We start from the raw sequence: 24111 nt of genomic DNA, 5'->3' as shown, positions 1-24111 counted from the left end.
GAGAGTCTAGCGTGCCTCCGTCACACCACGGGTGACGCCGCATCGGCGTCGACCGCGCTCGCGCGGATGGGATGGCCCTGCGTGGTCAGACAACGACCGCTGGCGAGGTCCCATTTCCAGTCGTGAAGCGAACAGGTCAGAACGCCGTCCTCGATCTTGCCCGTCTTGGTGAGATCAGCACGCAGGTGGGGGCACCGTCGCTGGACGACCCAGTCGCCCAGTCGCGCATCCTCGGTCTGGTCGGACTGCTCGGCATACCAGTTCTCGACGTATTCGATCCGATCACGAGAGAGGCACTTCAAAAACGTGGTGAGGAACTCGTTGAACTTGCCGCTGCGGCCGACGTCGAACTGCATGGACAGGAAGATCGAATTCGACCAGTCGATCTCGTGGTCGGCGATGTTCGTCGATACGAGATCAGCCGGGATCGTGTACCAATACACGCACTCCTCGCCGGCGTACTCACGCACCTTCGCCTTCGGGAAGTCGACCACCATGTCGAGGTCGCCGATGCGGAAACGCACGTTGCCGCCGACCCCGTTGCGGATCGTGCGCGCGCGGCGCAGCAACGGCTCCCACCACTGCTTGATCGCGGCGAGCATCTCCTCAGGCGGCAGCACGGCCGCGCGCGTCTCTTCTTCGGCGCGGATCTCGTCCTGCCTGCTGTCGCGCTGCTCGGCGAGATACGCCCACTTGTCGTCGAACACGCGGTCGATCTCTTCGGCGGTGTAGAGCGTCTGCGTCACCGAGATCTCCCCCGCGTCCAGGTCGACCTGCGTGCCGGGAAGGAACTCGTAGCCCTTCTGCTGAGGCCGAAGCTCCCGCATGTGGGCGAGGAACTCGCGCTGGTCGGTGAAGATCGCGTCGTCGTGGAGGCCCCGCCCGTTGTACCGGAAGAGTTCCTCCCGCAGGAACATCGGTGGTCCCGCCATCGGGAACACGTGCTCCGCGTCGACCTTCTCGATGTAGTACATCGCGCGCTTGTTCTGCGCGTCGCGCTTGAGTTTGGCGAAGTTCTGCTTCGCGTCCTGCGGAAGGTCGTAGACCATCGGCCACCAGATGGCTCCCGAGACCTGGGTGAAGTACGCGTCGGGTTTGGAGAACGACAGCAGCTTCTCGAGGTCGAGGGGGTGGGAGTCGTTCTGGTTGAGAATCGACGCGGTTCCGTCGTCGACGGACAGAGACGAGTCTCCGATCGGTCCGTCGCTCGGCGCGCGCAACGGGGTGATCATCATGGTGAGGGCGCCGTAGCGGAGAGGAACCCCCGCCTGCGTGTAGACGATGTTCTCGTAGCCGAGTGCACGCAGGTCTGTCTCGAGTTCATCCGTCGGATACTCCGGCAACAGCACCGAGATGTCCTTCGACACATACCGTTCGAGCAGCGCCGGGTCGAAGTGGTCACGGTGACGATGCGAGATGTAGAGGAAGTCCGCCGCGCCGAAACGCTCCCAATCCAGACCACGGTTGTCGGGGAAGGGGAACCACGAACCGAAGAAGCTCGGACCGATCACGGGATCACACAGGATGCTGCCGCCCGCCGTTTCGATGAACATTCCGGCATGACCCAAGCCCGTGACACGCATGCGTGCTCCCTTCCGTTGTCGAGTGTAGGCACGTCGAACGTCGCCCGTCCGGCGTCGCGCCGGAGAAAACCGCGATCAGCTCGCGCGCGCGATGCGTGCCAGCACGCCGTGAACGAAGGATCCGGCCTCTTCGGTGGAGTACTCCTTCGCGAGTTCGACGGCTTCGTCGATCGCGACCGCCGTGGGGATCTCGTCGTTGAAGAGAACCTCCCACGTGCCGATCCGAAGGACGGCGCGGTCGACGGCGGGCATCCGGGCGAGGGTCCAGTCCTTCGAGAATGTGGTGATCTGCTCGTCGATCGCGTCGCGGTTGTCGATCACGCCGTCGACGATGTCGCGCGCATAGAGCCAGGAGGCCTCGCGCGCAGGTTCGCTCGCGGCACGCTTGGCCTCGGCGGCGAGCATGACGCCGAGGTCGTCCCCGCGCACGTCGGACTGGAAGAGGATGTCGAGGGCGCGCTTGCGCGCCTTGGAACGAGCGCTCACGCGATCAGTTCACGCGACCGAGGTAGTCGCCCGTGCGGGTGTCGACCTTGACCTTGGTGCCGGTTTCGAGGAAGAGCGGAACCTGGATCTCGTAACCCGTCTCGACGGTCGCCGCCTTCGTGCCGGCCGACGAGCGGTCGCCCTGCAGTCCCGGCTCGGTGTACGTGATCTCAAGCACGACCGAGGCCGGCATGTCGAGGTACAGCGGGTTTCCGTCGTGGAGCGCGATCGTGACGTTCTGGTTCTCGAGCATGAAGTTCGCTGCGTCACCGACGACCGCGGCGCTGACGTTGATCTGGTCGTAGTCGTCCAGATCCATGAACACGAAGTTCTCACCGTCGTTGTAGAGGTACTGGAAGTCGCGGCGGTCGACGTTCTGGATGTCGATCTTGGCACCGGCGTTGTACGTCTTGTCGACGACCTTTCCGCTGACGACGTTCTTCAGCTTGGTGCGCACGAACGCGCCACCCTTTCCGGGCTTGACGTGCTGGAACTCCACAACGCTCCAGAGCTGCCCGTCGATGCTGAGGACGACGCCGTTCTTGATGTCTGCGGTGGATGCCATGAGGTGTGGGATTCCGTTCGTGTGTGAGTGGTCGCACGGAGTGCCGCGCGAATCCGACGTTCGATTCTAAAGGATGAGGAGGCGCCTGCCCGGATCAGCCGTCGGCGCCACCGGTGATCACCCCGATCAGCCGGTCGACGGCGGTGGCGTACCCGCCCACTCCCTCACCGACCACGTGCACTGTCGCAACGTCGGTGACGTAGGAGTGATGACGGAACTCCTCGCGAGCGTGAACGTCCGAGATGTGTACCTCGGCGACGGGCAGTCCGACGCCCGACAGCGCATCGCGCAGCACCACCGAGGTGTGGGTGAGGCCACCGGGATTGATGACGATGCCGGCGCAGTCGCTGCGTGCATCGTGGATGGCATCGAGGAGAACCCCCTCGTGGTTGCTTTGCACGGCACGCACGTCGAAGCCGCGCGCGGCCGCGGCATCCGTCGTCATCCGCTCAACGTCGGAGAGCGTGGCCGTGCCGTAGATCTCGGGCTCGCGAGTGCCCAAGAGGTTGAGATTCGGCCCGTTGACGAGAAGGATGCGGCGCACGGTCACGCGCTCAGCCTAACCATGCCTCAGGCACCCACCTCTTGATATGCGGCGAACAGGAGCGACTCGTCGGGCGCCTGCAGCACCGTGGGGCGCGCGATGTCGTCGAGGACGATGAACCGGAGCATGCCGCCGCGGCTCTTCTTGTCTCGCTGCATCGTGGCGAGGAGCTGTTGCCAGGCGCCGGCGCGATACGTCGTCGGAAGACCCAATGACGTCAGGATGTCGCGGTGGCGCTGCACCGCGTCGTCGGAGAGGCGCCCGGCGAGGCGCGAGAGCTCGGCGGCGAACATCATGCCGACCGAGATGGCCGCGCCGTGGCGCCACCGATAGCGTTCCGTGTGCTCGATCGCGTGTCCGAGCGTGTGGCCGTAATTGAGGATCTCGCGCAACCCGGCCTCGCGGAGGTCTTCACCGACGACGCGCGCCTTCATTTCAATCGCCAACTCGATACACCGGCGGAACGCTGCGCTCTGCGGGTCGACGACGCCCTGTGGATCGGCCTCGATCAGGTCGAGGATTTCGGGCGCCCAGATGAACCCTGCCTTCACGACCTCGGCGAACCCCGCGGTGCGCTCGAAATCCGAGAGAGAGTCCAGCAGATCGAGGTCGCAGACGACCGCCCGGGGCGGCCAGAACGCACCGACGAGGTTCTTGCCCTCAGCGGTGTTGATGCCCGTCTTGCCTCCGACCGCGGCATCGACCATGCCGAGGACAGTCGTCGGCACCTGCACGACGGCCACTCCGCGCAACCACGTCGCCGCGACGAACCCGGCGAGATCGGTGACGGCGCCGCCTCCGAAGCCGATCACGGCGTCGGTTCGGGTGAAGTCCGCCTGGCCCATGACCTGCCAGCAGAAGGCCGCCACCTCGACGCGCTTGCCCGTCTCGGCATCGGGGATTTCCGCGAGCAGCACCTCGCGGGAGCCGCCGAGCCCTTCGCGCAACGCCTCGGCCTTCGCGGACAGCGTCGGCGGGTGCACGATGAGCACCTTGCGCGCCGGCTCCGGTAGGGCGTCCGCGACCGTGCCCAGGATGTCCCGCCCGATCGTGATGTCGTACGCGGAATCACCGGCGACGCGGATGCGCGTGATGTCAGAGCTCATGAGGTTCCTTCCGTGGATCGCACCCAGTCGGCGATGGCGGTGACGACGTCGGAGAGCGGGCCCGAAGACGTGTCGAACGTCACATCGGCCAGCGACTCGTATACGGGGCGACGCTGTTCGTAGATGGATGTCCAGCGCTCGAGTGCGTCAGGGCCGTTGAGCAGCGGCCGCGACGAGTGTCGGATGCGTCCGGCCACGACACGGGGATGCACGGTCAGCAGCACCACGCGGTGGTCGGTCAGGGCGCGCTGGGTCGCCGGATCGAGGACTGCTCCCCCACCCAACGAGACGACGCCCCGGTCGGCGAGGCACTCGGCGACCACGGCCCGCTCGATGCTCCGGAAGTGCGCCTCGCCGTGCGCACGGAAGATCTCGTCGATCGGACCGTGCTCCCGGACGATCACCGCATCCGAGTCGGTGAAGCTCAGATCCGTCGCTCGCGCGACGCGTCGACCGATGCTCGTCTTGCCGGCACCCATCGGCCCGATCAAGACGATGGCGTCACTCGTCAACAGTCGAACCCGCCAGGGCGACGTCGCTCGCATCGGCGCTGCGCCGTGTCTCGGGGATGGACGCGAGGTACGACTCGAGATTGCGGCGGGTCTCGCCGATGCTGTCGCCGCCGAACTTCTCGAGAACGACGTCCGCGAGGACGATCGCCGTCATCGCTTCGGCGACGACTCCGGCCGCCGGTACCGCGCACACATCCGAGCGCTGGTGGTGGGCTGCTGCGGTTTCACCCGACGCGACATCGACAGTGCGCAGGGCGCGCGGCACGGTGGCGATGGGCTTCATCCCCGCCCGCACGCGCAGGACGGTACCCGTGGACATGCCGCCCTCGGTGCCGCCGGCCTTGTCGGAAGAGCGGGTGATGCCGTCCGCGGTCGCGAAGAGTTCATCGTGCGCGGCCGAGCCGCGACGACGGGTCGTCTCGAATCCGTCGCCGACCTCCACGCCTTTGATGGCCTGGATGCTCATGAGTGCGCCTGCGAGCTTGGCATCGAGGCGGCGATCCCAGTGGACGTGTGATCCGAGCCCCGGCGGCAGACCGTAGGCGAGCACTTCGACGATCCCGCCGAGCGTGTCGCCGTCCTTGCGCGCCGCGTCGACCTCGTCGACCATCGCGGCGCTCGTCGCGGTGTCGAAGCAGCGGAGCGGATCGGCGTCGAGCGCGGCGACATCGTCGGGTGTGGGGATGACGGAGCCGGCTGGCACATCGACTGTGCCGATCGACACCGTGTGGCTCACCAGCCGGATGCCGAGCTCACCCAGGAACGCCCGCGCGAGCGCCCCGAGCGCGACCCGCGCCGCGGTCTCACGGGCACTGGCGCGTTCGAGAATCGGACGAGCCTCGTCGAAGTCGTACTTCTGCATGCCGACGAGGTCGGCGTGCCCGGGACGGGGGCGGGTGAGGGCGGCGCCGCGACCGCGCGAGCGATCGGTGAGCTCGGTCGGCTCCGCGCTCATCACCTCGACCCACTTGGGCCACTCGGTGTTGCCGATTCGCAGCGCGACGGGGCTTCCGAGGGTCGTGCCCTGAACGACACCCGACGAGATCGACAGATCGTCCTGCTCGAACTTCATCCTCGATCCGCGTCCGTACCCGAGCTTGCGACGCGCGAGGTCTGCCTGGATGTCGGCGCGCGAGATCGGAATGCCCGAGGGCAGTCCTTCCATGATCGCGACGAGTTCGGGGCCGTGGGATTCGCCGGCGGTGAGCACTCGGAGCATTGCCCTAGTCTCCCATGACGGCAGCACGCATCGCGTCGAGGACGGCGTCCTCGCGATCGAGCGGCTCATCGACCTGGCCGGAGACGAAGATCCTGACCTGGAGGACGGCCTGGTGAAGCAGCATCCCCCGTCCGGACGCCACCGGGGCGTTCACGGCCTGCCACGCCGATGCGAGCGTGGTGGGCCAGTGCCCGTAGACGACGTCCAGCAGGGCGCCGCCTGTGCCGGCAAGCGCGGATGCTGCGTGATCCGAGACGTCGGCCCCGCCCGGCAACGTGGCGATCGTGACGTCAGCCGGCCGTCCGCTGGGTGCGTCGAACGACGCGTGGTCGACGCGCACCCCGAGTTCGCTCCCGAGGGCCGCGAGCGGCTCGACGGCCTCTGGACGGCGCGCGACGACCTCGACGGTGTCTGCGCCGATCTCGGCCAGCGCCACGAGAGCCGAGGTCGCCGTGGCCCCTGCGCCGACGATTCTGGCGGTGCCCACCCGCGCGACGCCGAGGTCGTTCATCGCCGCGACGAGACCGCCGACGTCTGTATTGAAACCCACAGGGCCGTCGTCGGTGAGCAGGAGGGTGTTCACGGCACCCGTCGACCGTGCACGATCATCGAGGCTCGCCGACGCCGCGAAGGCCACGGCCTTCAACGGATAGGTCAGAGACAGCCCCCGCCACCGGCCGTCGAGTCCCGCCAGCGCCGCGGCGAAGTCGGTTTCGGCGACCTGACGACGACCGTACTCCCACGGCAACGCGAGGACGCCGTACGCGGCGGAGTGCACGCGCGGAGAGCGGCTGTGGACGATGGGATCCCCCCACACCGCCAACCGGTCGCCGCGCGGGGTCAGCACCCCGAATCCGGGTTGTCGCGGCACCACGAGATCCACTGGTCGACCGCACGGTTGTGGTCGTCGATGTTCGTCGTGAAGACGGTCTCGCCCGTATCGAGGTTCACCGTCACGAAATACAGCCACTCCCCCTCGGCGGGGTTCATCGCCGACGCGATCGCGGTGTCACCCGGATTCGAGATCGGACCGATCGGCAGACCGGGGTACACGTAGGTGTTCCACGGGTTGTCGTCCGTGAGGGCTTCCTCAGAGGAACTCACCGTGCCGTCGTGCATCTCTCCGTACCCGTACTGGGCGGTGGAGTCCATCTGCAGGAGCCCGAACGTCTCTTGGTTGTCGGGGTCGAGACGATTGACGATGACGGTCGAGACCTTCTGCATGTCCTCTTCGAACCGGGCCTCGCGTTGGATGATCGATGCGATCGTCAGGATGCGCTGGCGGTCGGCCTCGGGCACGCCCGCGGCGTCGAGGGACTGGACCGCCCGGTTCACGAGCGTCTGCACGACCTCGACGGCGGTGACCTCGGGCGTGAACGTGTAGGTCGCGGGGAACAGCCAGCCTTCGAGCGAGTCGGCCGAGACACCGTACGCCGAGGGATCGGCCACTGCCGCCTGGAAGTCCTCCAGCGGGATGCCGAGACTCTCGGAAAGGATCGGCAACGACTGCTCCACGGTCAGTCCTTCGCGCAGCTGCGCGGTGTTCTCGAGTCGGTTCGCCGGGTCCATGATCGCCTCGAGCGCCGCGGCAGAGCTCATCTGACGTTGCAGCTGGAACACCCCGGGTTCGAACGGGGGGTTGAGGCCCTCGTCGATGAGGTAGTCGTAGAACGCCTCCGGGGTCATCGTCACGCCGGATTCGTAGAGCTTGGGTGAGATGGATGCACCGGTGTCGCCCGAGACGATCGTGAGGATCGCCTCGCCGTTGGCCAGACCGTCTTCGTAATCGTTCGGCTCTTCCCAACCCATCACGGCGCGGATCTGGTCCTCGTAGGTGGTCCACACGTACCACCCGCCGGCGGCGAGGCCGCCGAAGATCGCCAGGACCACGCCGAGGGCGATCCAGCCGCCGATCCGGCGGCGCCGTCGGTTCGGTCGCGGCGGCGCCGACCCGACATCATCGGTCGAGGTCTCACCTGCGAACAGGTCCTCGAGGCCGGGGGTGCTCACCGCGCCGGAGCGGTCGGTCGGTGCGGGTTCAGCGGCACCGGATCGCGCATACGACGCACGCGGCGTGGTCGGGGCGGTCGTCTCCTCCAACGTCACCGCAGCATCCACGGCTGCCGAAGCCGACCGCGGTGCAGGCTCAGCCGCGCGCGACGCAGCATCCGTCGTTGCGCGTACCGGTTCCGAATCGGCCGGTGCCGCAGTCGAGGCGCGCCTTGCGGGGTCGTCGCCGGGAACCGCACGGTCGTGGCCGGACGCGTCGCGCGATGTGGCGGCCGCGGCTGCGGCGCGCGCTGCGGCCTCGCGCGCCTCGCGTCGCGAGAGCGGTGGTGCGGCAGGTGCGGGGGGCGTGTCGGGCGCGGATTTCTCCGCCGCCCCCGAAGCCTCGCGATCGTCGATGGACGGTGGGGCCGTTGCCGGAGCGCCGTCCGCTGAGCCCGTTTCGTCGGCGGTGTCCTCCGACGAAATCCTGCGCGTACGCGCATCGGGCAGTTTGCCGAAGAGATCCGCGAACGGATCGTCGGGCGTCCTGTCAGGCATCGGGTGTGGGCTCCTGGCGAATCGGGTGACCGGCCGGGCGTCCCGTGTTCTTCTCGACGTCGATTGCCTGCTGCAAGAGCACGACGGCCGCGACCTGGTCAACAATGCTACGAGACGAACGCTGCGAACGCCCGGAATCGCGCAATGCCGCGTGTGCGGATACCGTCGACAATCGCTCGTCGACGAGTCTCACGGGCCGAGCCGATTCCGCCGCGATGCCGGCGGCGAACTCGCGCGCATCGGTCGTTGACGCCGTGTCTTCGCCGCGCATGTTCAGAGGAAGCCCGACGAGGATCTCCAATGCTTCGAACTCATCGGCGATCACCGTGACACGGTGGATAGCCGCCTCGTCCCGCGGGACGGTCTCGACAGGAGTGGCCAGCAGGCCGTCCGGGTCGCAGCGAGCGACGCCCACGCGGGCCCGCCCGACGTCGACCCCGATCCGTGTTCCCCGGCGGAAGCCGCTCACGCCGCCCCGAGCTCCGACCGGACAGCCGTCAGCGCCGCGGGCACTGCGGCGGGATCCGCCCCGCCACCCTGCGCGACGTCGTCGCGTCCGCCGCCACCGCCGCCGAGCGCGCGGGCGGCGACCTTTGCGAGGGCACCGGCCTTGGCGCCGGCGGCGCGTGCGGCCTCGGTCGTCGCCACGATGACGACGGGCCGCTCGCCGACGCGGGCTGCCAAGGCCACGACACCGGCATCCGAACCCAAACGATCCCGTACCTGGAGAGCGAGGGTGCGCACGTCGTCGCCCGACGACGCCGTACCGATGTCGGCCGCCACGACGCGGTAGGCGCCGAGGCGTTCTGCGGCATCCGCCAACGCCGGCCCCTGTTGCGCGATCTCTTTGGCTTCCAGCGCTGCGATCTTCTTCTCCGCGGCCTTGAGGTTCGCCGCCAGTTCCGCGATGCGAGCCGGCAGCTGCTCGCGCGGTGTCTTCAACGACGACGTCAGTTGTGACACGATCGCGCGCTCGGCGGCGAGCGAACGGAAGGCATCGAGGCCCACGAGTGCCTCGACGCGGCGATTCGACGCGCCGACCGAGGACTCGCCGACCACACTCACCAGGCCGACTTCGGAGCTGCGGCCCACATGGGTGCCACCGCAGAGCTCCCGCGACCAAGGACCGCCGATGTCGACCATGCGCACGACATCACCGTACTTTTCGCCGAACAGCGCCTGCGCGCCCAAAGCCTTGGCCTCATCGATCGGAAGAACGCGGGTGGTCACCTCGAGGTTGTCCCGCACAGCGTTGTTCGCGATCTCTTCGATCTCGGTCTTCGTCGCGTCGGACAGTGCCTGGCCCCACGTGAAGTCGAAGCGCATGTATCCGGCACGGTTCAGCGATCCCGCCTGCGTCGCGGAGGAACCCAGGGTGTCACGCAGCGCCGCGTGGATGAGGTGCGTCGCCGAGTGCGCCTGCTGTGCCGCTCGGCGGTTCACCGCATCCACCACCGTCGTCGCCGGCTGCCCGACGCCCACCTCGCCGCTGACGACCTCGACCGTGTGGCTCACGAGCCCCGGAACCGGTCGCTGGACGTCGAGGACCTCCAGCTCGTACCCGGGGCCGACGATGACACCCTTGTCGGCTACCTGACCGCCCGATTCGGCGTAGAGCGCCGTTTCGGCGAGGATGACCTCCGCAACCTGCCCGGTCACGGCGCTCTGCGCCGGATGTCCCTCGACGAGAAGCCCGAGCACCGTGGATTCGGTCTCGAGATCGGTGTATCCGGTGAAGACCGTCTCACCCAGTGCTCGGAAGTCGCGATAGACGCTCGTGTCGGCGAGCTGGCGCTTTCGCGACCGGGCATCGGCCTTCGCGCGAGTCCGCTGCTCGAGCATCAGCTCGTCGAACGCAGCCCTGTCGACGGTCAAACCCGCCTCTTCGGCGATCTCCAGGGTGAGGTCGATCGGAAAGCCATAGGTGTCGTGGAGGAGGAATGCCTCGGCGCCGTCGATCGAGGTGCCTCCGGCATCCTTCGTCTGCAGGAGTGATGCATCGAGGATCGCCTCGCCGGCTGCCAGGGTGCGCAGGAACGTCGCCTCTTCGGCAAGGGCGTACTGCTCGATGCGCGCGTAGTCGGTCGCCACGATCGGGTACGCCGTGGCCATTGCGTCGCGGGATGCGGCGAACAGTTCGCGGAACGTCGGTCCCTCGACGCCGAGAAGACGCATCGAGCGGATGGCGCGGCGCATCAGGCGGCGCAGGATGTAGCCGCGCCCGTCGTTGGACGGCGCCACACCGTCGGACAACAGCATCAACGACGAACGCACGTGGTCGGCGACCACACGGAAGCGCACGTCGTCTTCATGAACGGCTCCGTACGATCGCCCCGACAGCTCGACGGCTTTGTCGAGTACAGGACGCACCTGATCGGTCTCGTACATGTTGTCGACGCCCTGCTTGATGAACGCCACGCGCTCGAGACCCATGCCGGTGTCGATGTTCTTGTGCGGCAGTTCGCCCACGATGTCGAAGTCGTACTTCGAGCGCACATTCGTGATCTCGTACTGCATGAACACGAGGTTCCAGATCTCGACGTAGCGGTCGTCGTCCGTCGCCGGCCCTCCGTCGATGCCATAGGCAGGACCTCGGTCGAAGAAGATCTCGGAACACGGGCCCGCGGGGCCCGGAAGCCCCGTCGACCAGTAGTTGGTGTCCTTGCCGAGGCGCTGGATGCGCTCCTCGGGCAGATCGGTCAGCCGCAGCCACAGGTCATGGGCCTCGTCGTCTTCTTCGTACACCGTGACCCAGAGATCGGCGGGGTCGAACCCCAGTCCGCCGTCTTCTTCGGGCGAGGTCAACAGGCCCCACGCGAAACGGATGGCGCCTTCCTTGAAGTAGTCACCGAACGACCAGTTGCCGAGCATTTGGAAGAAGGTGCCGTGACGCGGCGTGTGGCCGACTTCTTCGATGTCGAGAGTGCGCAGGCACTTCTGCACATCGGCGGCGCGCGGGTACGGCGCCGGTACGTCACCGGACAGGTAAGGAATGAACGGCACCATACCCGCGACCGTGAACAGCAGCGCGGGGTCATCGGTGACGAGAGAAGCCGACGGCACGATCGTGTGCCCGTTCTTCTCGAAGTAGTCGAGGTAGCGCTGGGCGATCTCGGCGGTCTTCATATGGGGGTCTTTCCTCGTGTGGGCAACGGTCGACACCCGCCGTCGGCGGGTGACCGCGGGGGCGATCAGTCGGAGAGCGTGCGTGAGGCGGCGTCGACGGCCTCGGCCGCGGCATCCTTCGCGTCCTGGGCGGCTTGCGTGGCCACGTCGCGCGCGTCGTCGACGATCTCGGTCAGTCGAGACTCCTGCTCGCGGTAGGCGTCACCGATCCGGTCCGTGAACTCAGTGATGCGCGAGTCCACCTCGGAGAGCAGGTCATGCCCGCGCGGATCCTTGTTCACCAGATGCGCGAGGACGAAGCCCCCGGCGATGCCGAGCAGAAAACACGCGAACTTCTTCATGCCACCACTTCCTCGCGACGCCGCGGACACGGCTTCGTCCATCGTAGGCCGAAACGACGAAGGGCGCCGGGTTTCCCCGACGCCCTTCTGAGCTGATGCGTATCGACGTCAGCGTGCGGCGTAGTACTCGACGACGAGCTGCACGTCACAGACGACGGGCACCTCGGCACGCTTCGGGCGACGCACGAGGCGCGACTGAAGCTTGTCGAGCTCGACCTCGAGGTAGCCCGGGACGGGGGGCAGCACCTCGGCGTGACCACCGAGAGCGGCGACCTGGAACGGCTCCATGCCTTCGCTCTTGGCCTTGACGTGGATGAGCTGGCCCGGCTTCACGCGGAACGACGGGCGGTCGACGGTCTGGCCGTCGACCAGGATGTGACGGTGCACGACGAGCTGGCGCGCCTGTGCGGTGGTGCGCGCGAAACCCGAACGCAGCACGAGTGCGTCCAGGCGCATCTCGAGCAGCTCGACGAGGTTCTCACCGGTCAGGCCGTCCTTGCGGCGGGCCTCATTGAAGGTGTTGCGCATCTGCTTCTCGCGGATGCCGTACTGCTCGCGCAGACGCTGCTTCTCGCGCAGACGGACGGCGTAGTCGCTGTCCTGCTTGCGCTTGGTGCGACCGTGCTCGCCGGGCGCGTAGGGGCGCTTCTCGAGGTAACGGGCGGCCTTCGGGGTCAGCGCGACGCCGAGGGCGCGGGAGAGGCGGACCTTGCGGCGGTCCTGGGACTTCGTAGCCACGAAGTGTTCCTTCCATGACGCGGCCGTGTCTCTCACGGCTCGCGGACGTATCTCCCGCTCTTCGCCCTGTCCGGACTGCACGTCGGGGCACGCCGGAAGGTGGTTCAGAAGAGGGGGATGCCCGAAAACTCGGTTTCGAGCCGCTCTAGCCTACCAGGACACGCCGGGCCACGCGTCATTCACCGTCGATGATCCGGCGGAGTTTGTCGACGCGCGCATGCACATCACGCTCCGCGCCGAGCGATTTGGGTTCGTAATATCGACGGCCGCGGAGTTCGTCGGGAAGGTACTGCTGTGCGACGACGCCCACGTCGGCATCGTGCGGGTACACGTACCCCTTGCCATGCCCCAGTCGCTTCGCCCCCGGGTAATGCGCATCACGCAGGTGCACGGGGACGCGGCCGAACCCGCCGGCACGCACATCCGCGATGGCCTTGTCGATCGCCAGGTAGGCGGCGTTCGATTTCGCGGTCGTCGCAAGGTACACCGTCGCCTCGGCGAGGGGAATGCGGCCTTCGGGCATGCCGATGAACTGCACCGCATCGGCCGCAGCCACCGCGATCGGCAGGGCCTGCGGATCGGCCAATCCGATGTCCTCTGCCGCGGAGATGATCAACCGCCGCGCGATGAACCGTGGGTCCTCCCCCGCCTCGATCATCCTGGCCAGGTAGTGCACGGCGGCATCCGCGTCGGACCCTCTGATCGACTTGATGAAGGCACTGATGACGTCATAGTGCTCGTCTCCCTGTCGGTCATAGCGAAGCAGTGCGCGGTCGACCGCCTGCGCGACCCGATCGGTCGTGATCGCCGGTCGCGTGTCGACCTCGGCGGTCTCGACCGCGAGGGATGCCGCAGCCTCGAGGGTCGTCAGGGCGCGGCGGGCGTCCCCCGACGCCAGACGCACGATCGCGTCACGCGAGTCGTCTTCGAGGTCGACTGCGTCGGCCAACCCGCGAGGATCGGTGACGGCTCGCTCGAGCAGCATGCGCAGATCGTCATCGGTCAGCGGTTTCAGCGTCAGAAGCAGCGACCGCGAGAGCAGCGGAGAGACGACGGAGAACGACGGGTTCTCCGTCGTCGCCGCGATGAGCACCACCCAGCCGTTCTCCACACCGGGCAGCAGCGCGTCTTGCTGGGCCTTCGTGAACCGATGGATCTCGTCGAGGAAGAGGATCGTCGATTGCCCGTAAAGGTCGCGCTGGGTCAACGCCTCCTGCATGACCTCTCGCACGTCCTTGACGCCGGCGGTCACCGCAGAGAGTTCGACGAAACGACGCCCGGACGACCGTGCGATCGCCTGCGCGAGTGTGGTCTTGCCGGTGCCCGGCGGCCCCCACAGGATCACCGATGTCGCTGACTTGGTCGCAGACTCTGCATCGGCCAGCGTGACCAGTGGCGAACCCGGCTTCAGAAGGTGCCCCTGCCCCGCGACCTCGGCCAGGGAGGTCGGCCGCATGCGTACCGCAAGCGGCGTCTGCCCGGAGAAGAGGGCGGCGGGGGTGGTCATCAGACCAGGCTATCCGCGGGTGCCGACGCGCGTCCCGCACACACGCACCGCGGGCGGTTTGTCGCCTGCGCGCGCCGTTGCATAGGATCAACGCGGCCGGCGACGGCCGGGAACGGAGGACCTGTGGTCAGCGCAGGCAAGGATCGCGGAGCACGCGAGGCCCGGGAACGAGCGCGGCTGTATCAGGCGCGCCAGTCCTTTCAAGACGGGCTCCGCCGTCGGCGCATCCGCGACAACGTGATCGCCGGTGTCGGAGGCGGCGTCGTCCTGGTCGCGCTCGTCGTCGCCCAGACCCTGTACTTCACCGCCGGGCCCGGAGCTCCCGCGCCCGAGCCGACGTCGACCCCGTCCCCCTCGGTGTCCGAGCCGGTCCCCACCACCCCCACGACGCCCGAGCCGACGGCCACCGAGCCTGCGTCGACGCCGTCACCGAGCGCCACGGACTGACCGCGCACCTGATCGCCGCCCCTTCCTCGCCCGAGGTGCGCGGGTATTAGGCTGGGTCGCGTCCTACTCCCACAGGCGGCGCCGGCCGCGATGAGGTGCTATCCGTGACTGCCCACGCAGACCCCACTCCCGAATCCTCCGACGTCCCCGAGGCGCCCGAGGCCACCCCTGCGACCGTCACCCCAGCCGCTGTGACGCCCGCGAGTTTCGCGCCCCGCCGGACCACGCCGGGTGACGTCGCCGCGGCGAGTGGAGCGGCATCGGGAGCGTCCGCCTCCGACGACGTTCCCTGGGGCCGCGTCGACGACGAAGGGACAGTGTCGGTGCGCGAGGGCGACGATTGGCGCGTCGTCGGCCAGTTCCCCGACGGCTCCCCCGAGGAGGCCTTGGCCTACTTCGAACGCAAGTACGCCGACCTTGAGGGCGAAGTCACTCTGCTCGAGGCACGCGCTCGTCGAGGCGGGGCATCTGCCGCAGACCTTCGCGCGACGGCGACCACTGTCCAGGAGCGGATCACCGGCGCTGCGGCCGTCGGCGACCTTGCCGCGCTTACGGCCCGTGTGGCCGCCCTGACGGACACGCTCGCCGAGGCATCGGAAACCGAGGCGGCCGCGGCACGTGAAGCCCTCGACGAGGCGGTCCGCTCACGCACCGAGATCGTCGAAAAGGCCGAGGCCCTGGCCGCACGTGATCCCAAGACGGTGCAGTGGAAGCAAGCTTCGGCCGAGATGTCGGACCTGTTCGACGCCTGGCAGGCACAGCAGCAGAACGGCCCGCGTCTTCCGCGGTCGACGGCGCAGGCGTTGTGGAAGCGGTTCCGCGATGCGCGGTCGACCGTCGACAAGCATCGTCGCGAGTTCTACGCCGAACTCGACAGCGCCCACAAGGTCGTCCGCGAGCGCAAGAACGCCCTCGTCGAGAAGGCTGAGGCGTTGGCGCCTCGCGGTGAGGATGGCATCAGCGCCTACCGCGATCTGCTCGACCAGTGGAAAGCCGCGGGACGCGCGGGAAAGAAGGCCGACGACGCCCTCTGGGCCCGTTTCAAGGCCGCGGGTGACGCCCTGTACGGTGCTCGCGCCGAGCGGGAGGCCGCGGACGTCGAGGCGTCACGGGAGAAGATCGACGCCAAGAAGGAGCTGCTCATCGAGGCGAAGACCGTCGGCGACGAGCGCGACCTCGGCAAGGCGCGGACGCTCCTGACCGGCATCCAGCGTCGATGGGACGAGATCGGGCGCGTCTACCCGCGCGATGTCGAGCGGGGCTTGGACGACGATCTGCGCAAGATCGAGCAGGCGCTGCGCTCGCGCGAAGACATCGACTGGAAGCGCAACAACCCCGAGACCAAGGCACGCGCCAACGACATGACGCGCCAGCTGACCGACGCGATCGAGAAGCTCGAGGCAGAGCTGGCGGCAGCCGAGAAGTCCGGTGATGAGAAGGCCGTGGCGGCGGCGCGCGACGCGCTCGAGGCTCGACGCGGCTGGCTCTCCGCACTAGGCGGCTGACGGGGGTTCTCCACAGCCCGCCGCGCGGGTGATCGCGGTGCTCCCGGGACCGGCACACTGTCCCCATGGGCTCGCCGTTCCTCTACTACACCGACGATCGACTCTCGTCAGCCGAACTGTCGGCCGCGCGACTCGATGGGCATGTGGTCGAGGTCGGCGACGCGTACATCCCCGCCGACGCCGTCGAGACTGCGGCACTGCGTGCGGAGTCGCTCCGTGACGTCCTCGGGACGACGCTCGCGGCCAGCCACCTCACGGCAGCGTGGATCCACGGGGCCGGACACGAGGCGCCCGTTCGGCATACGGTACAGCGAGCGGTTCAGCGCCGCATCCACGCCGTGCTCGACGCGCGGGTGAGGTACCGGGATTCCCGCGTTGAGGTGGACGACCTCGTGCTCATCGGCGGAATGTGGGTGACGTCCGTACCGCGGACGTTGGCAGATCTCGCCCGGGTCGACGACGATGACCACCGCCATGCGCTCGCGCTGCTGATCGCCCTCACGCCGACTGAGGTGCCACATGCGTTGGAGTGGTTGCGCACTCACCGGGGCGTGCCGGGCAAACGCGTCGCGATCGCAGCGCTCCGCACGGCCGGTCAGGAGGACTGGACGCGGTAGACGTCGTAGACCGCGTCGATCCGTCGTACAGCGTTGAGCACACGGTCCAGGTGGACGATGTCACCCATCTCGAAGACGAAGCGACTGATCGCCAATCTGTCGTTCGAGGTCTGCACCGATGCGGACAAGATGTTGACGTGGTGTTCGCTGAGCACGCGCGTCACGTCGCTGAGCAACGCAGACCGGTCGAGCGCCTCCACCTGGATCTGGACGAGGAACACGCCCTTCGTCGTCGGCGCCCATTCGACCTCGATCGTGCGTGCGGGATCGGCCATGAGCGATTTCACGTTCGTGCAGTCGGTGCGATGGACGGACACACCGCTGCCGCGTGTGACGAAGCCCATCACCTCGTCGCCGGGTACGGGCGTGCAGCACTTGGCCAGCTTGACCAGGATGTCGGGGGCGCCGCGAACCAGGATCCCCGATTCGGAGTTGCGGTGCGTACGCGAACGGCCGACGTACGGAATGTCGATCGGCCCGGTCGTCGTGTCGTTGGCACTGACGAGCGCCGTCACCTTCTCGATGACGGACTGCGTCGAGACGTGACCTTCACCGACTGCGGCGTAGAGCGCAGAGACATCCTCGTAGCGCAGCTGTTGCGCGACCTCGGTGAAGGAGTCCTGACTCATGAGCTTCTGCAGAGGCAGATTCTGTCGCCGCATCGCGCGCGCGATCGACTCCTTGCCCTGCTCGATCGCTTCTTCGCGGCGCTCCTTGGTGAACCAGCCTCGGATCTTGCTGCGCGCGCGGGTGCTCTTGACGAACGACAACCAGTCCTGGCTCGGTCCCGCGTCAGGATTCTTCGACGTGAAGACCTCCACGACGTCGCCGCTGGTGAGCTCGGACTCGAGCGGGACCAGCCGACCGTTGACCTTCGCGCCCATCGTGCGATGACCGATCTCGGTGTGCACGGCGTAGGCGAAATCGACGGGTGTCGCCCCAGAAGGAAGCCCGATCACGCGACCCTTCGGAGTGAAGACGTAGACCTCCTTGGCACCGATCTCGAAACGCAGCGAGTCGAGGAACTCCCCCGGGTCGGCGGTCTCGGCCTGCCAGTCCGAGATATGGGCGAGCCAGGCCATATCGGTGTCGAGGGCCTTGGCATCCGGTTTACCGCCGGCCATCCGCTCTTTGTACTTCCAGTGCGCCGCAACACCGTACTCGGCCTGCTGGTGCATCTCGTTGGTGCGGATCTGGATCTCGACCGTGCGACCGCCCGGACCGATGACCGTGGTGTGCAGCGACTGATAGAGGTTGAATTTCGGAGTGGCGATGTAGTCCTTGAACCGCCCGGGCAGCGGCGTCCATCGTGCGTGGATCGCGCCGAGCACGGCGTAGCAGTCCCGGACGCTGCCGACGAGAATGCGGATGCCGATGAGATCGTAAATGTCGTCGAACTCACGGCCGCGCACGACCATCTTCTGGTAAACCGAGTACAGCTGCTTGGGGCGGCCCATGACACGCCCCCGGATGCGCAGATCCCGAAGATCACTGTCGACGGCATCGATGACGTTCTGCACGTACTGCTCGCGCTGCGGCGTGCGCTGCTTGACGAGCGAATCGATCTCGGCGTAGAGCTTGGGGTGCAGGACCGCGAACGAGAGGTCTTCGAGTTCGGACTTGATCGCCTGGATTCCGAGGCGGTGCGCCAGCGGAGCGTAGATCTCGAGGGTCTCGGTCGCCTTCTTGGCGGCCTTGTGGGGAGGCACGAACCCCCATGTGCGCGCGTTGTGAAGCCGGTCGGCGAGCTTGATCAAGAGCACGCGGATGTCCTTGGACATCGCCACGATCATCTTGCGGACGGTCTCGGCCTGCGCGCTGTCGCCGTACTTGACCTTGTCGAGCTTCGTCACACCGTCGACGAGCATCGCCACCTCGTCGCCGAACTCGGCGGTGAGCGCATCCAATCCGTACTCGGTGTCTTCGACGGTGTCGTGCAGGAGCGCCGCGGCGATCGCCTTGGGGCCGAGCCCCAGATCGGCCAGGATCTGCGCGACGGCGAGCGGATGGGTGATGTACGGTTCACCGCTTTGGCGAGTCTGCCCCGTGTGGGCGCGATCGGCGACGCCGTAGGCCCGCTCGATGACCGTCAGGTCGCCCTTGGGATGGTGCGTGCGCACCGTCCGCAGAAGCTGCTCCACGCCATCGCGGCGGGGAGCGCGGGAGAAGATCCGGGGCACGAGGCGTCGTAGCGATGACGACTGGGCAGGAGGAACGGTCTCAGCCATTGTGTGCCCCCTCCCCTGGACTTCGCAATCCTAGCCCGCTCCCGGCAGTCGGGCGTTCAGGCGGGAGTGCCCGCGAGTTCGCGGGCCTCCACGACCCGCTCATCGCGCGCCTTGATCGCCGGCTCCCCCTCGCGCAGCAGCGAGTACAGCGGTGCGGCGACGAACAGCGTCGAGTAGGCGGCGAGGATCGTGCCGACGAAGATCGACAACGAGATGTCGGTGAGCGTCTGTGCTCCGAGCCACAGGGCGCCGATGAACAGGATGGCGCCGGTCGGCAAGATCGCGACGACGGTCGTGTTGATCGAGCGCACGAGCGTCTGGTTCACCGCGAGATTGACGGACTCGCCGAACGTGCGACCGGATATCTCGCCGTCTTCGGCGGTGTTCTCGCGGATCTTGTCGAAGACCACCGTCGTGTCGTAGAGGGCGTACGAGAGGATCGTCAAGAAGCCGATGACCGCCGCCGGTGAGATCTCGAAGCCGAACAGCGAGTACACCCCGATCGTGACGATGAGCACATCGAGCAGACCGATGATCGCCGCGACCGACATCTTCCACGTTCGGAAGTACAGCGCGAGGATCAAAAAGGTCAGCGCGAGGAAGATCGCCAATCCCCACAGAGACTGCCTCGTGACATCGGCGCCCCAGCTCGGTCCGATGAACGAGGATGTCACCTCGGACGACGCGACGCCGTATGTCTCGGCCAGCGCGGCGCTGACTTCCTGCGTCTCGTCCTGGGTCATCTGGTCGGTCTGGACGCGGACGGCCGTGTCGCCGATGGTCGTGACGCGTGTGGTCGCGCCCGGAACCACGGATGTGACCGCCTCGCTTGCAAGCGTCTGGTCGGGGCTCGACAGGCTCGAGACGGTGAACTGCGACCCACCGGTGAATTCGATCGAGAACTGGATCGGACGGAACAGCGGCACGAGCGCCGAACCGATCACGAGCACGGCGGCGATGATGAACCACAGGCGTCGACGCGCGACGAACGGCAGCGAGGTCTTGCCGGTATAGAGGTCGTTGCCGACCTGACTGGGAGTACGCATCAGTCGTCCCCCTCCTTCTTCGCAGTACCGGATGTCGATGCGGTCTCGGACGCCGCCCGTTCGGCCTGTTTCCGCTCCGCGATCGTCTGCCGGCGAACGGCTTCACCTCGGGACTTCGACGCGCGCTTCCCGGCGCCCGTCGTGGCCAACGTCGCTGCGGGTGCGCGGAACTGCGCGCGCCCGCGGTAGACCGCGCCGAGCGCGTCGGGGTCCATTCCCGACATCGGGTGTCCGGAACCGAAGAACCGCGTGCGCGCAAGTAGCTGCATGACCGGGTGGGTGAACAGGATGAAGATGAAGATGTCGATGAGGGTCGTGAGCCCGAGGGTGAACGCGAAGCCCCGCACCGTCGCATCGGCGAGCAGATAGAGCACCACGGCGGCGAGCACGTTGATCGACTTGGAGATGTAGATCGTGCGCTTGGCGCGATTCCAACCGTCTTCGACGGCGCTGGTGATCGATTTGCCGTCTCGGAGCTCGTCTCGTATTCGTTCGAAGTAGATGATGAACGAATCGGCGGTGAAGCCGATCGAGACGATGATGCCCGCGACGCCGGCCAGAGAGAGCCGGAAGCCCATGCGCCACGCGAGGATGCACAACGCGATGTAGGTCAAGACACCCATCACGATGAGGGACGCGATGATCACCGTCCCGAGCGCTCGGTACACGATGAGCGAGTACACGGCGACGAGAAGCAAACCGATCAGGCCGGCGATGAGTCCGATCTCCAGTTGCTGGGTGCCGAGTGTCGCCGAGATGGTGTCGGAGCTGACGACCTCGAAGCTCAGCGGCAAAGCGCCGTACTTCAGCTGGTCTGCCAGGGTCTGTGCCGTCTCCTGGGTGAACGAACCCGTGATGCTCGGGCGTCCGTCCACGATGATCCCGTTCATCGACGGAGCTGAGAGCACATAGCCATCGAGGACGAAGGCGAACTGGTTCAGCGGCGCCTGGGCGCCGTAGAGGCGCTGGCTGATCTGCCCGAAGACCTCGGTGCCTTCTTGATCGAAGACGAGGTTGACCGCCCAGCGACCGTCGGTCTGCTGCATCCCGAACGTGGCGTCGTCGATCGACGAGCCGTCCAGCTCGACGGGCCCGAGGATGTACTTGACCGTGCCGGTCGGGTCACACGTGATGAGCGGCTGATCCGCCGGGGCGCTGGCGGGGTCGTTGTCGGGGCTCGCGCAGTCGTACGCGAGGTACTCCGCCTCGAGGCGGGGTGTGATCCACGACAGGTCGCTTCCGCTGGTCGGATCGGGTGACGGCGTCGCCTCGAGGGTGGGGTCGGGGGTCGGGTACGGCGTCGACTCGCCATCTTCACCCACGTAGGTGTTCGCCGGCGCACCCGCGACGAGAACCGCTCGCAACTGGAGTTGCGCCGAGGCCTCGATGCGTTCGCGGGTCTGTTCGTCGGCTTCGCCGGGTATCTGGACGACGATCTGATTGCCGGCCTGCGTGGCGATGTCGGCTTCGGCCACACCCGAGGCGTCGACACGCTGACGGATGATGGTGACGGCCTGAGCCATCTGCTCCTCATCCGGGGTCGCACCGTCGGGCGTTTGGGCCTGAAGCACGATCTGGGTGCCGCCCTGGAGGTCGAGCGCGAGTTCCGGCGACCAGGAACTGCCCTTGAAGACGTAGACACCGAGGGCGTTGATGCCCACGAGCACCGCCGTGGTGATGAGGAGTCCGGTCAGCGCACGCCAGGCATGACGGACTGGGGTGGGTGTGGCCACAGTGGCTCAGTTCTCTCGGGGACGAGGGTCGGTGCGGCCGCTCAGGCGTCGGGCTTCTTGTCGTCCTTGTTCTGCTCCGCAGCCTCTTCGGCGGCGTGAGCACGGTCATCGCTGATCGACGAGATGTCGCCGTCGGCGACGGCCTCGACGTAGCCCGCTTCCGATGCCTCGGCTTCGATGAACTCGTCCTCGGTGACGACTCCCTCGGTCGGGTTGACGATGCGCAGGATCGCCTGGCTGTGCACCTTGATCTCGACGCCCGGAGCGATCGAGATCAACGCCGGCGCGTCGAGGTTGTCGGCGTCGTACTCGACGACGGTGCCGTAGAGGCCGCCCTGAAGGAGCACCTCTGCACCGGGCACGGTCTGACGCGCCTTCTGCTCCTGCTCCGCCTTCTGACGCTGCATCCGTCGACGCGAGCTCCAGAACATGAAGACGAGGAGGAGCAGCAGCAGGACGATGAGTCCGTACTGCTGGAAGAAGAGGGCGAAGTCCATGAAGCCGGGTGCACCTTTCGGGTGAGGCATGCCGTGGCGGCGTTGCCTGGAAAGCGGGAGGGTGGCGAAAGCCTCCAGCGATTATAGGTCATCGAACCCGAGGACCGAGTTGTCGTGCGGCACGCCCAGATGCCCGTACGCCTCAGGCGTGGCGACGCGCCCGCGGGGCGTGCGCCCGAGGAACCCGATGCGCACGAGATACGGTTCGACGACCGACTCGATCGTGTCTGACTCTTCTCCGACGGCGACCGAGAGGGTGCCAAGCCCCACCGGTCCCCCGCGAAAGCGCCGGACGACCGCGTCCAGCACAGCACGGTCCAGTCGATCAAGACCCAATGCGTCGACGTCGTACAGATCCAGCGCCGCATCGACGATGGCTTCGTCGGCCGCATCCCCATCGCCGTGGACGAGCGCGTAGTCGCGGACACGTCGCAGCAGTCTGTTGGCGATGCGCGGTGTGCCTCGCGAGCGGCGGGCGATCTCCGCTCGCGCCGCCGGCGGCATCTCGACGCCCAGACGCGCTGCGGAGCGTTCGATGACGCGCTCCAATTCGAAGGGCTCGTAGTACTCGAGATGGGCGGTGAAACCGAAGCGGTCACGGAGCGGATTGGGCAGCAGCCCCGATCGCGTGGTCGCGCCGACCAGCGTGAACGGCGCGAGATCGAGGGGGATGCTGGTGGCCCCGGCACCCTTTCCGACCATGATGTCGATGCGGAAGTCCTCCATCGCGAGGTACAACATTTCTTCGGCGGAGCGGGCCATGCGGTGGATCTCGTCGATGAAGAGCACCTCACCCGGGGTGAGGCTCGACAGGAGCGCCGCGAGGTCGCCGGCGTGCTGAATGGCGGGCCCGCTGGACAGTCGAAGCGGGCGCTCGCTCTCGTGGGCGACGATCATGGCGAGTGTCGTCTTGCCGAGCCCGGGCGGGCCGGACAGCAGGATGTGGTCTGCGGGACGCTGTTGCAGTCGGGCCGCGTCAAGGAGCAGCTGCAGCTGCCCTCTGACCTTCTGCTGACCGACGAACTCGGCCAACGACGACGGGCGCAGCGCACCTTCGATCGCGAGCTCGCTCTCGTCGACGGGTTCGTCGACGTCGCGTAGGTCATCCACCGACGGGCTCCTTCCGCGCGGGTCCGAGCGTGGCCAGAGTCGCCCGCAAGAGCGCGGGAACGTTCGCCAGGTCGGGTGCATCCGCCGACGAGGCCGTCGCTGCGACCGCCTCGGCGGCGGTCCGTTCGGGCCAACCGAGGCCGATGAGCGCCTGCACGACATGGGTGACGACGTCATCGGACGCCGGCGCCACAGCCCCGTCCGACGAGTGTGCGGGAGGCGGCGCGTCGATCTTGCCCGCGAGTTGGACGACGATGAGCTTCGCCGTCTTCGGGCCGATGCCGGACACGCGGCGGAACGGCGCGTCATCGTCGGATGCGACGGCCTCGGCGATCTGCGGGACGGTGAGTGACGACAGCACGCCGAGTGCCGACTTGGGGCCGACGCCGGTGACCCCGAGGAGGAGCGAGAAGACGGAGAGCTCTTCGCGTGAGTCGAAACCGACGAGCGAGAGCGCGTCTTCTCGCACGATCAGGGTGGTGTGCAACCGGATGCGCTCCCCGATGTGCGTCGACCGAGCGACCTGCGGAGGCACGGCGACCGAGAGGCCGACGCCGCCGACGTCGACGACGAGTGAGTCCTGGTCGACGTGGGCGACCGCGCCGGTGAGCGAGGAGATCATGCCCCGAGCCTACGGCGGCGTTCGGAGGTTTG

The 24111-nt window shown here is 67.4% G+C and carries 23 protein-coding genes; 3 read left to right on the top strand and 20 right to left on the bottom strand.

Features of this window, described 5'->3' with window-relative positions; translation table 11 throughout:
• Positions 1 to 20: 20 nt before the first annotated feature.
• The 14 genes from ACFQZV_RS09745 to ACFQZV_RS09680 form a co-directional block, all read right to left on the bottom strand.
• Entirely contained in the window at positions 21 to 1583 is a 1563-nt protein-coding gene (locus ACFQZV_RS09745; protein ID WP_378749008.1) for a Rieske 2Fe-2S domain-containing protein, read from the bottom strand.
• 75 nt (positions 1584 to 1658) lie between these two features.
• Complete coding sequence (gene nusB / locus ACFQZV_RS09740; protein WP_378749006.1) at positions 1659 to 2069, bottom strand: transcription antitermination factor NusB; 411 nt, start codon at positions 2067 to 2069, stop codon at positions 1659 to 1661.
• A gap of 4 nt (positions 2070 to 2073) precedes the next feature.
• Positions 2074 to 2634 (bottom strand): elongation factor P, encoded by a 561-nt coding sequence (gene efp / locus ACFQZV_RS09735; RefSeq protein ID WP_378749004.1) that lies wholly within the window; start codon positions 2632 to 2634, stop codon positions 2074 to 2076.
• Positions 2635 to 2728: 94 nt separating this feature from the next.
• Positions 2729 to 3184: a type II 3-dehydroquinate dehydratase gene (gene aroQ / locus ACFQZV_RS09730; protein WP_378749002.1), complete on the bottom strand. Its 456-nt coding sequence runs from the start codon at positions 3182 to 3184 to the stop codon at positions 2729 to 2731.
• Positions 3185 to 3204: 20 nt separating this feature from the next.
• Positions 3205 to 4284 (bottom strand): 3-dehydroquinate synthase, encoded by a 1080-nt coding sequence (gene aroB / locus ACFQZV_RS09725; RefSeq protein ID WP_378749000.1) that lies wholly within the window; start codon positions 4282 to 4284, stop codon positions 3205 to 3207.
• On the bottom strand, positions 4281 to 4763 hold the full coding sequence (locus ACFQZV_RS09720) for a shikimate kinase (protein WP_378749704.1): 483 nt from the start codon (positions 4761 to 4763) through the stop codon (positions 4281 to 4283). The genes aroB and ACFQZV_RS09720 overlap by 4 nt, the downstream gene beginning before the upstream one ends.
• 22 nt (positions 4764 to 4785) lie before the next feature.
• Positions 4786 to 6015 (bottom strand): chorismate synthase, encoded by a 1230-nt coding sequence (gene aroC, locus ACFQZV_RS09715; RefSeq protein ID WP_378748998.1) that lies wholly within the window; start codon positions 6013 to 6015, stop codon positions 4786 to 4788.
• Positions 6016 to 6019: 4 nt separating this feature from the next.
• On the bottom strand, positions 6020 to 6886 hold the full coding sequence (locus tag ACFQZV_RS09710) for a shikimate dehydrogenase family protein (RefSeq protein ID WP_378748996.1): 867 nt from the start codon (positions 6884 to 6886) through the stop codon (positions 6020 to 6022).
• Positions 6856 to 8562: an endolytic transglycosylase MltG gene (gene mltG, locus ACFQZV_RS09705; protein ID WP_378783313.1), complete on the bottom strand. Its 1707-nt coding sequence runs from the start codon at positions 8560 to 8562 to the stop codon at positions 6856 to 6858. Before mltG ends, ACFQZV_RS09710 begins: the two co-directional genes overlap by 31 nt.
• Entirely contained in the window at positions 8555 to 9031 is a 477-nt protein-coding gene (ruvX, locus tag ACFQZV_RS09700; protein ID WP_378754234.1) for a Holliday junction resolvase RuvX, read from the bottom strand. The genes mltG and ruvX overlap by 8 nt, the downstream gene beginning before the upstream one ends.
• A complete protein-coding gene (gene alaS, locus ACFQZV_RS09695; protein WP_378783310.1) occupies positions 9028 to 11688 on the bottom strand; it encodes an alanine--tRNA ligase in 2661 nt (886 codons plus the stop codon). Before alaS ends, ruvX begins: the two co-directional genes overlap by 4 nt.
• Positions 11689 to 11753: 65 nt before the next feature.
• On the bottom strand, positions 11754 to 12029 hold the full coding sequence (locus tag ACFQZV_RS09690) for an ATPase (protein WP_378752029.1): 276 nt from the start codon (positions 12027 to 12029) through the stop codon (positions 11754 to 11756).
• A gap of 108 nt (positions 12030 to 12137) precedes the next feature.
• On the bottom strand, positions 12138 to 12767 hold the full coding sequence (rpsD, locus tag ACFQZV_RS09685) for a 30S ribosomal protein S4 (protein WP_378752027.1): 630 nt from the start codon (positions 12765 to 12767) through the stop codon (positions 12138 to 12140).
• Positions 12768 to 12942: 175 nt separating this feature from the next.
• Positions 12943 to 14274 carry a replication-associated recombination protein A gene (locus tag ACFQZV_RS09680; protein ID WP_378752025.1) on the bottom strand — a complete coding sequence of 444 codons (1332 nt, stop codon included), beginning with the start codon at positions 14272 to 14274 and terminating at the stop codon, positions 12943 to 12945.
• 123 nt (positions 14275 to 14397) lie between these two features.
• On the opposite strand from ACFQZV_RS09680, the gene ACFQZV_RS09675 reads away from it, so the two are divergent.
• The 3 genes from ACFQZV_RS09675 to ACFQZV_RS09665 all read left to right on the top strand — a co-directional run bounded on the left by ACFQZV_RS09675 (position 14398) and on the right by ACFQZV_RS09665 (position 16843).
• Positions 14398 to 14721 carry a dioxygenase gene (locus ACFQZV_RS09675; protein WP_378752023.1) on the top strand — a complete coding sequence of 108 codons (324 nt, stop codon included), beginning with the start codon at positions 14398 to 14400 and terminating at the stop codon, positions 14719 to 14721.
• A gap of 104 nt (positions 14722 to 14825) precedes the next feature.
• A complete protein-coding gene (locus ACFQZV_RS09670; protein WP_378752021.1) occupies positions 14826 to 16226 on the top strand; it encodes a DUF349 domain-containing protein in 1401 nt (466 codons plus the stop codon).
• Positions 16227 to 16291: 65 nt separating this feature from the next.
• Entirely contained in the window at positions 16292 to 16843 is a 552-nt protein-coding gene (locus ACFQZV_RS09665; protein ID WP_378752019.1) for a hypothetical protein, read from the top strand.
• Here ACFQZV_RS09665 and ACFQZV_RS09660 read toward each other — a convergent pair.
• Genes ACFQZV_RS09660 through ruvA form a run of 6 tightly spaced genes read right to left on the bottom strand, consistent with a single transcriptional unit; the run spans position 16822 to position 24079 of the window.
• Entirely contained in the window at positions 16822 to 19071 is a 2250-nt protein-coding gene (locus ACFQZV_RS09660; RefSeq protein ID WP_378752017.1) for a RelA/SpoT family protein, read from the bottom strand. The genes ACFQZV_RS09665 and ACFQZV_RS09660 overlap by 22 nt on opposite strands.
• A 56-nt stretch (positions 19072 to 19127) precedes the next feature.
• Positions 19128 to 20117: a protein translocase subunit SecF gene (gene secF, locus ACFQZV_RS09655; protein WP_378752015.1), complete on the bottom strand. Its 990-nt coding sequence runs from the start codon at positions 20115 to 20117 to the stop codon at positions 19128 to 19130.
• Complete coding sequence (secD, locus tag ACFQZV_RS09650; protein WP_378752013.1) at positions 20117 to 21850, bottom strand: protein translocase subunit SecD; 1734 nt, start codon at positions 21848 to 21850, stop codon at positions 20117 to 20119. Before secD ends, secF begins: the two co-directional genes overlap by 1 nt.
• A 41-nt stretch (positions 21851 to 21891) precedes the next feature.
• The gene (locus tag ACFQZV_RS09645; RefSeq protein ID WP_378752011.1) at positions 21892 to 22377 is read right to left on the bottom strand and encodes a preprotein translocase subunit YajC; all 486 of its coding nucleotides are present in this window, start codon (positions 22375 to 22377) and stop codon (positions 21892 to 21894) included.
• Between the two features lie 51 nt (positions 22378 to 22428).
• On the bottom strand, positions 22429 to 23457 hold the full coding sequence (gene ruvB / locus ACFQZV_RS09640; protein ID WP_378752009.1) for a Holliday junction branch migration DNA helicase RuvB: 1029 nt from the start codon (positions 23455 to 23457) through the stop codon (positions 22429 to 22431).
• The gene (gene ruvA / locus ACFQZV_RS09635; RefSeq protein ID WP_378752007.1) at positions 23450 to 24079 is read right to left on the bottom strand and encodes a Holliday junction branch migration protein RuvA; all 630 of its coding nucleotides are present in this window, start codon (positions 24077 to 24079) and stop codon (positions 23450 to 23452) included. The genes ruvB and ruvA overlap by 8 nt, the downstream gene beginning before the upstream one ends.
• Positions 24080 to 24111: the final 32 nt, after the last annotated feature.

The sequence above is a fragment of the Microbacterium koreense genome (genome assembly GCF_042677105.1).
In the GTDB taxonomy this organism is placed as follows: Bacteria; Actinomycetota; Actinomycetes; order Actinomycetales; family Microbacteriaceae; genus Microbacterium; species Microbacterium koreense.
The sequence above is the reverse complement of the archived record's forward strand: the minus strand, read 5'-3'. Positions and strand labels throughout refer to the sequence as shown.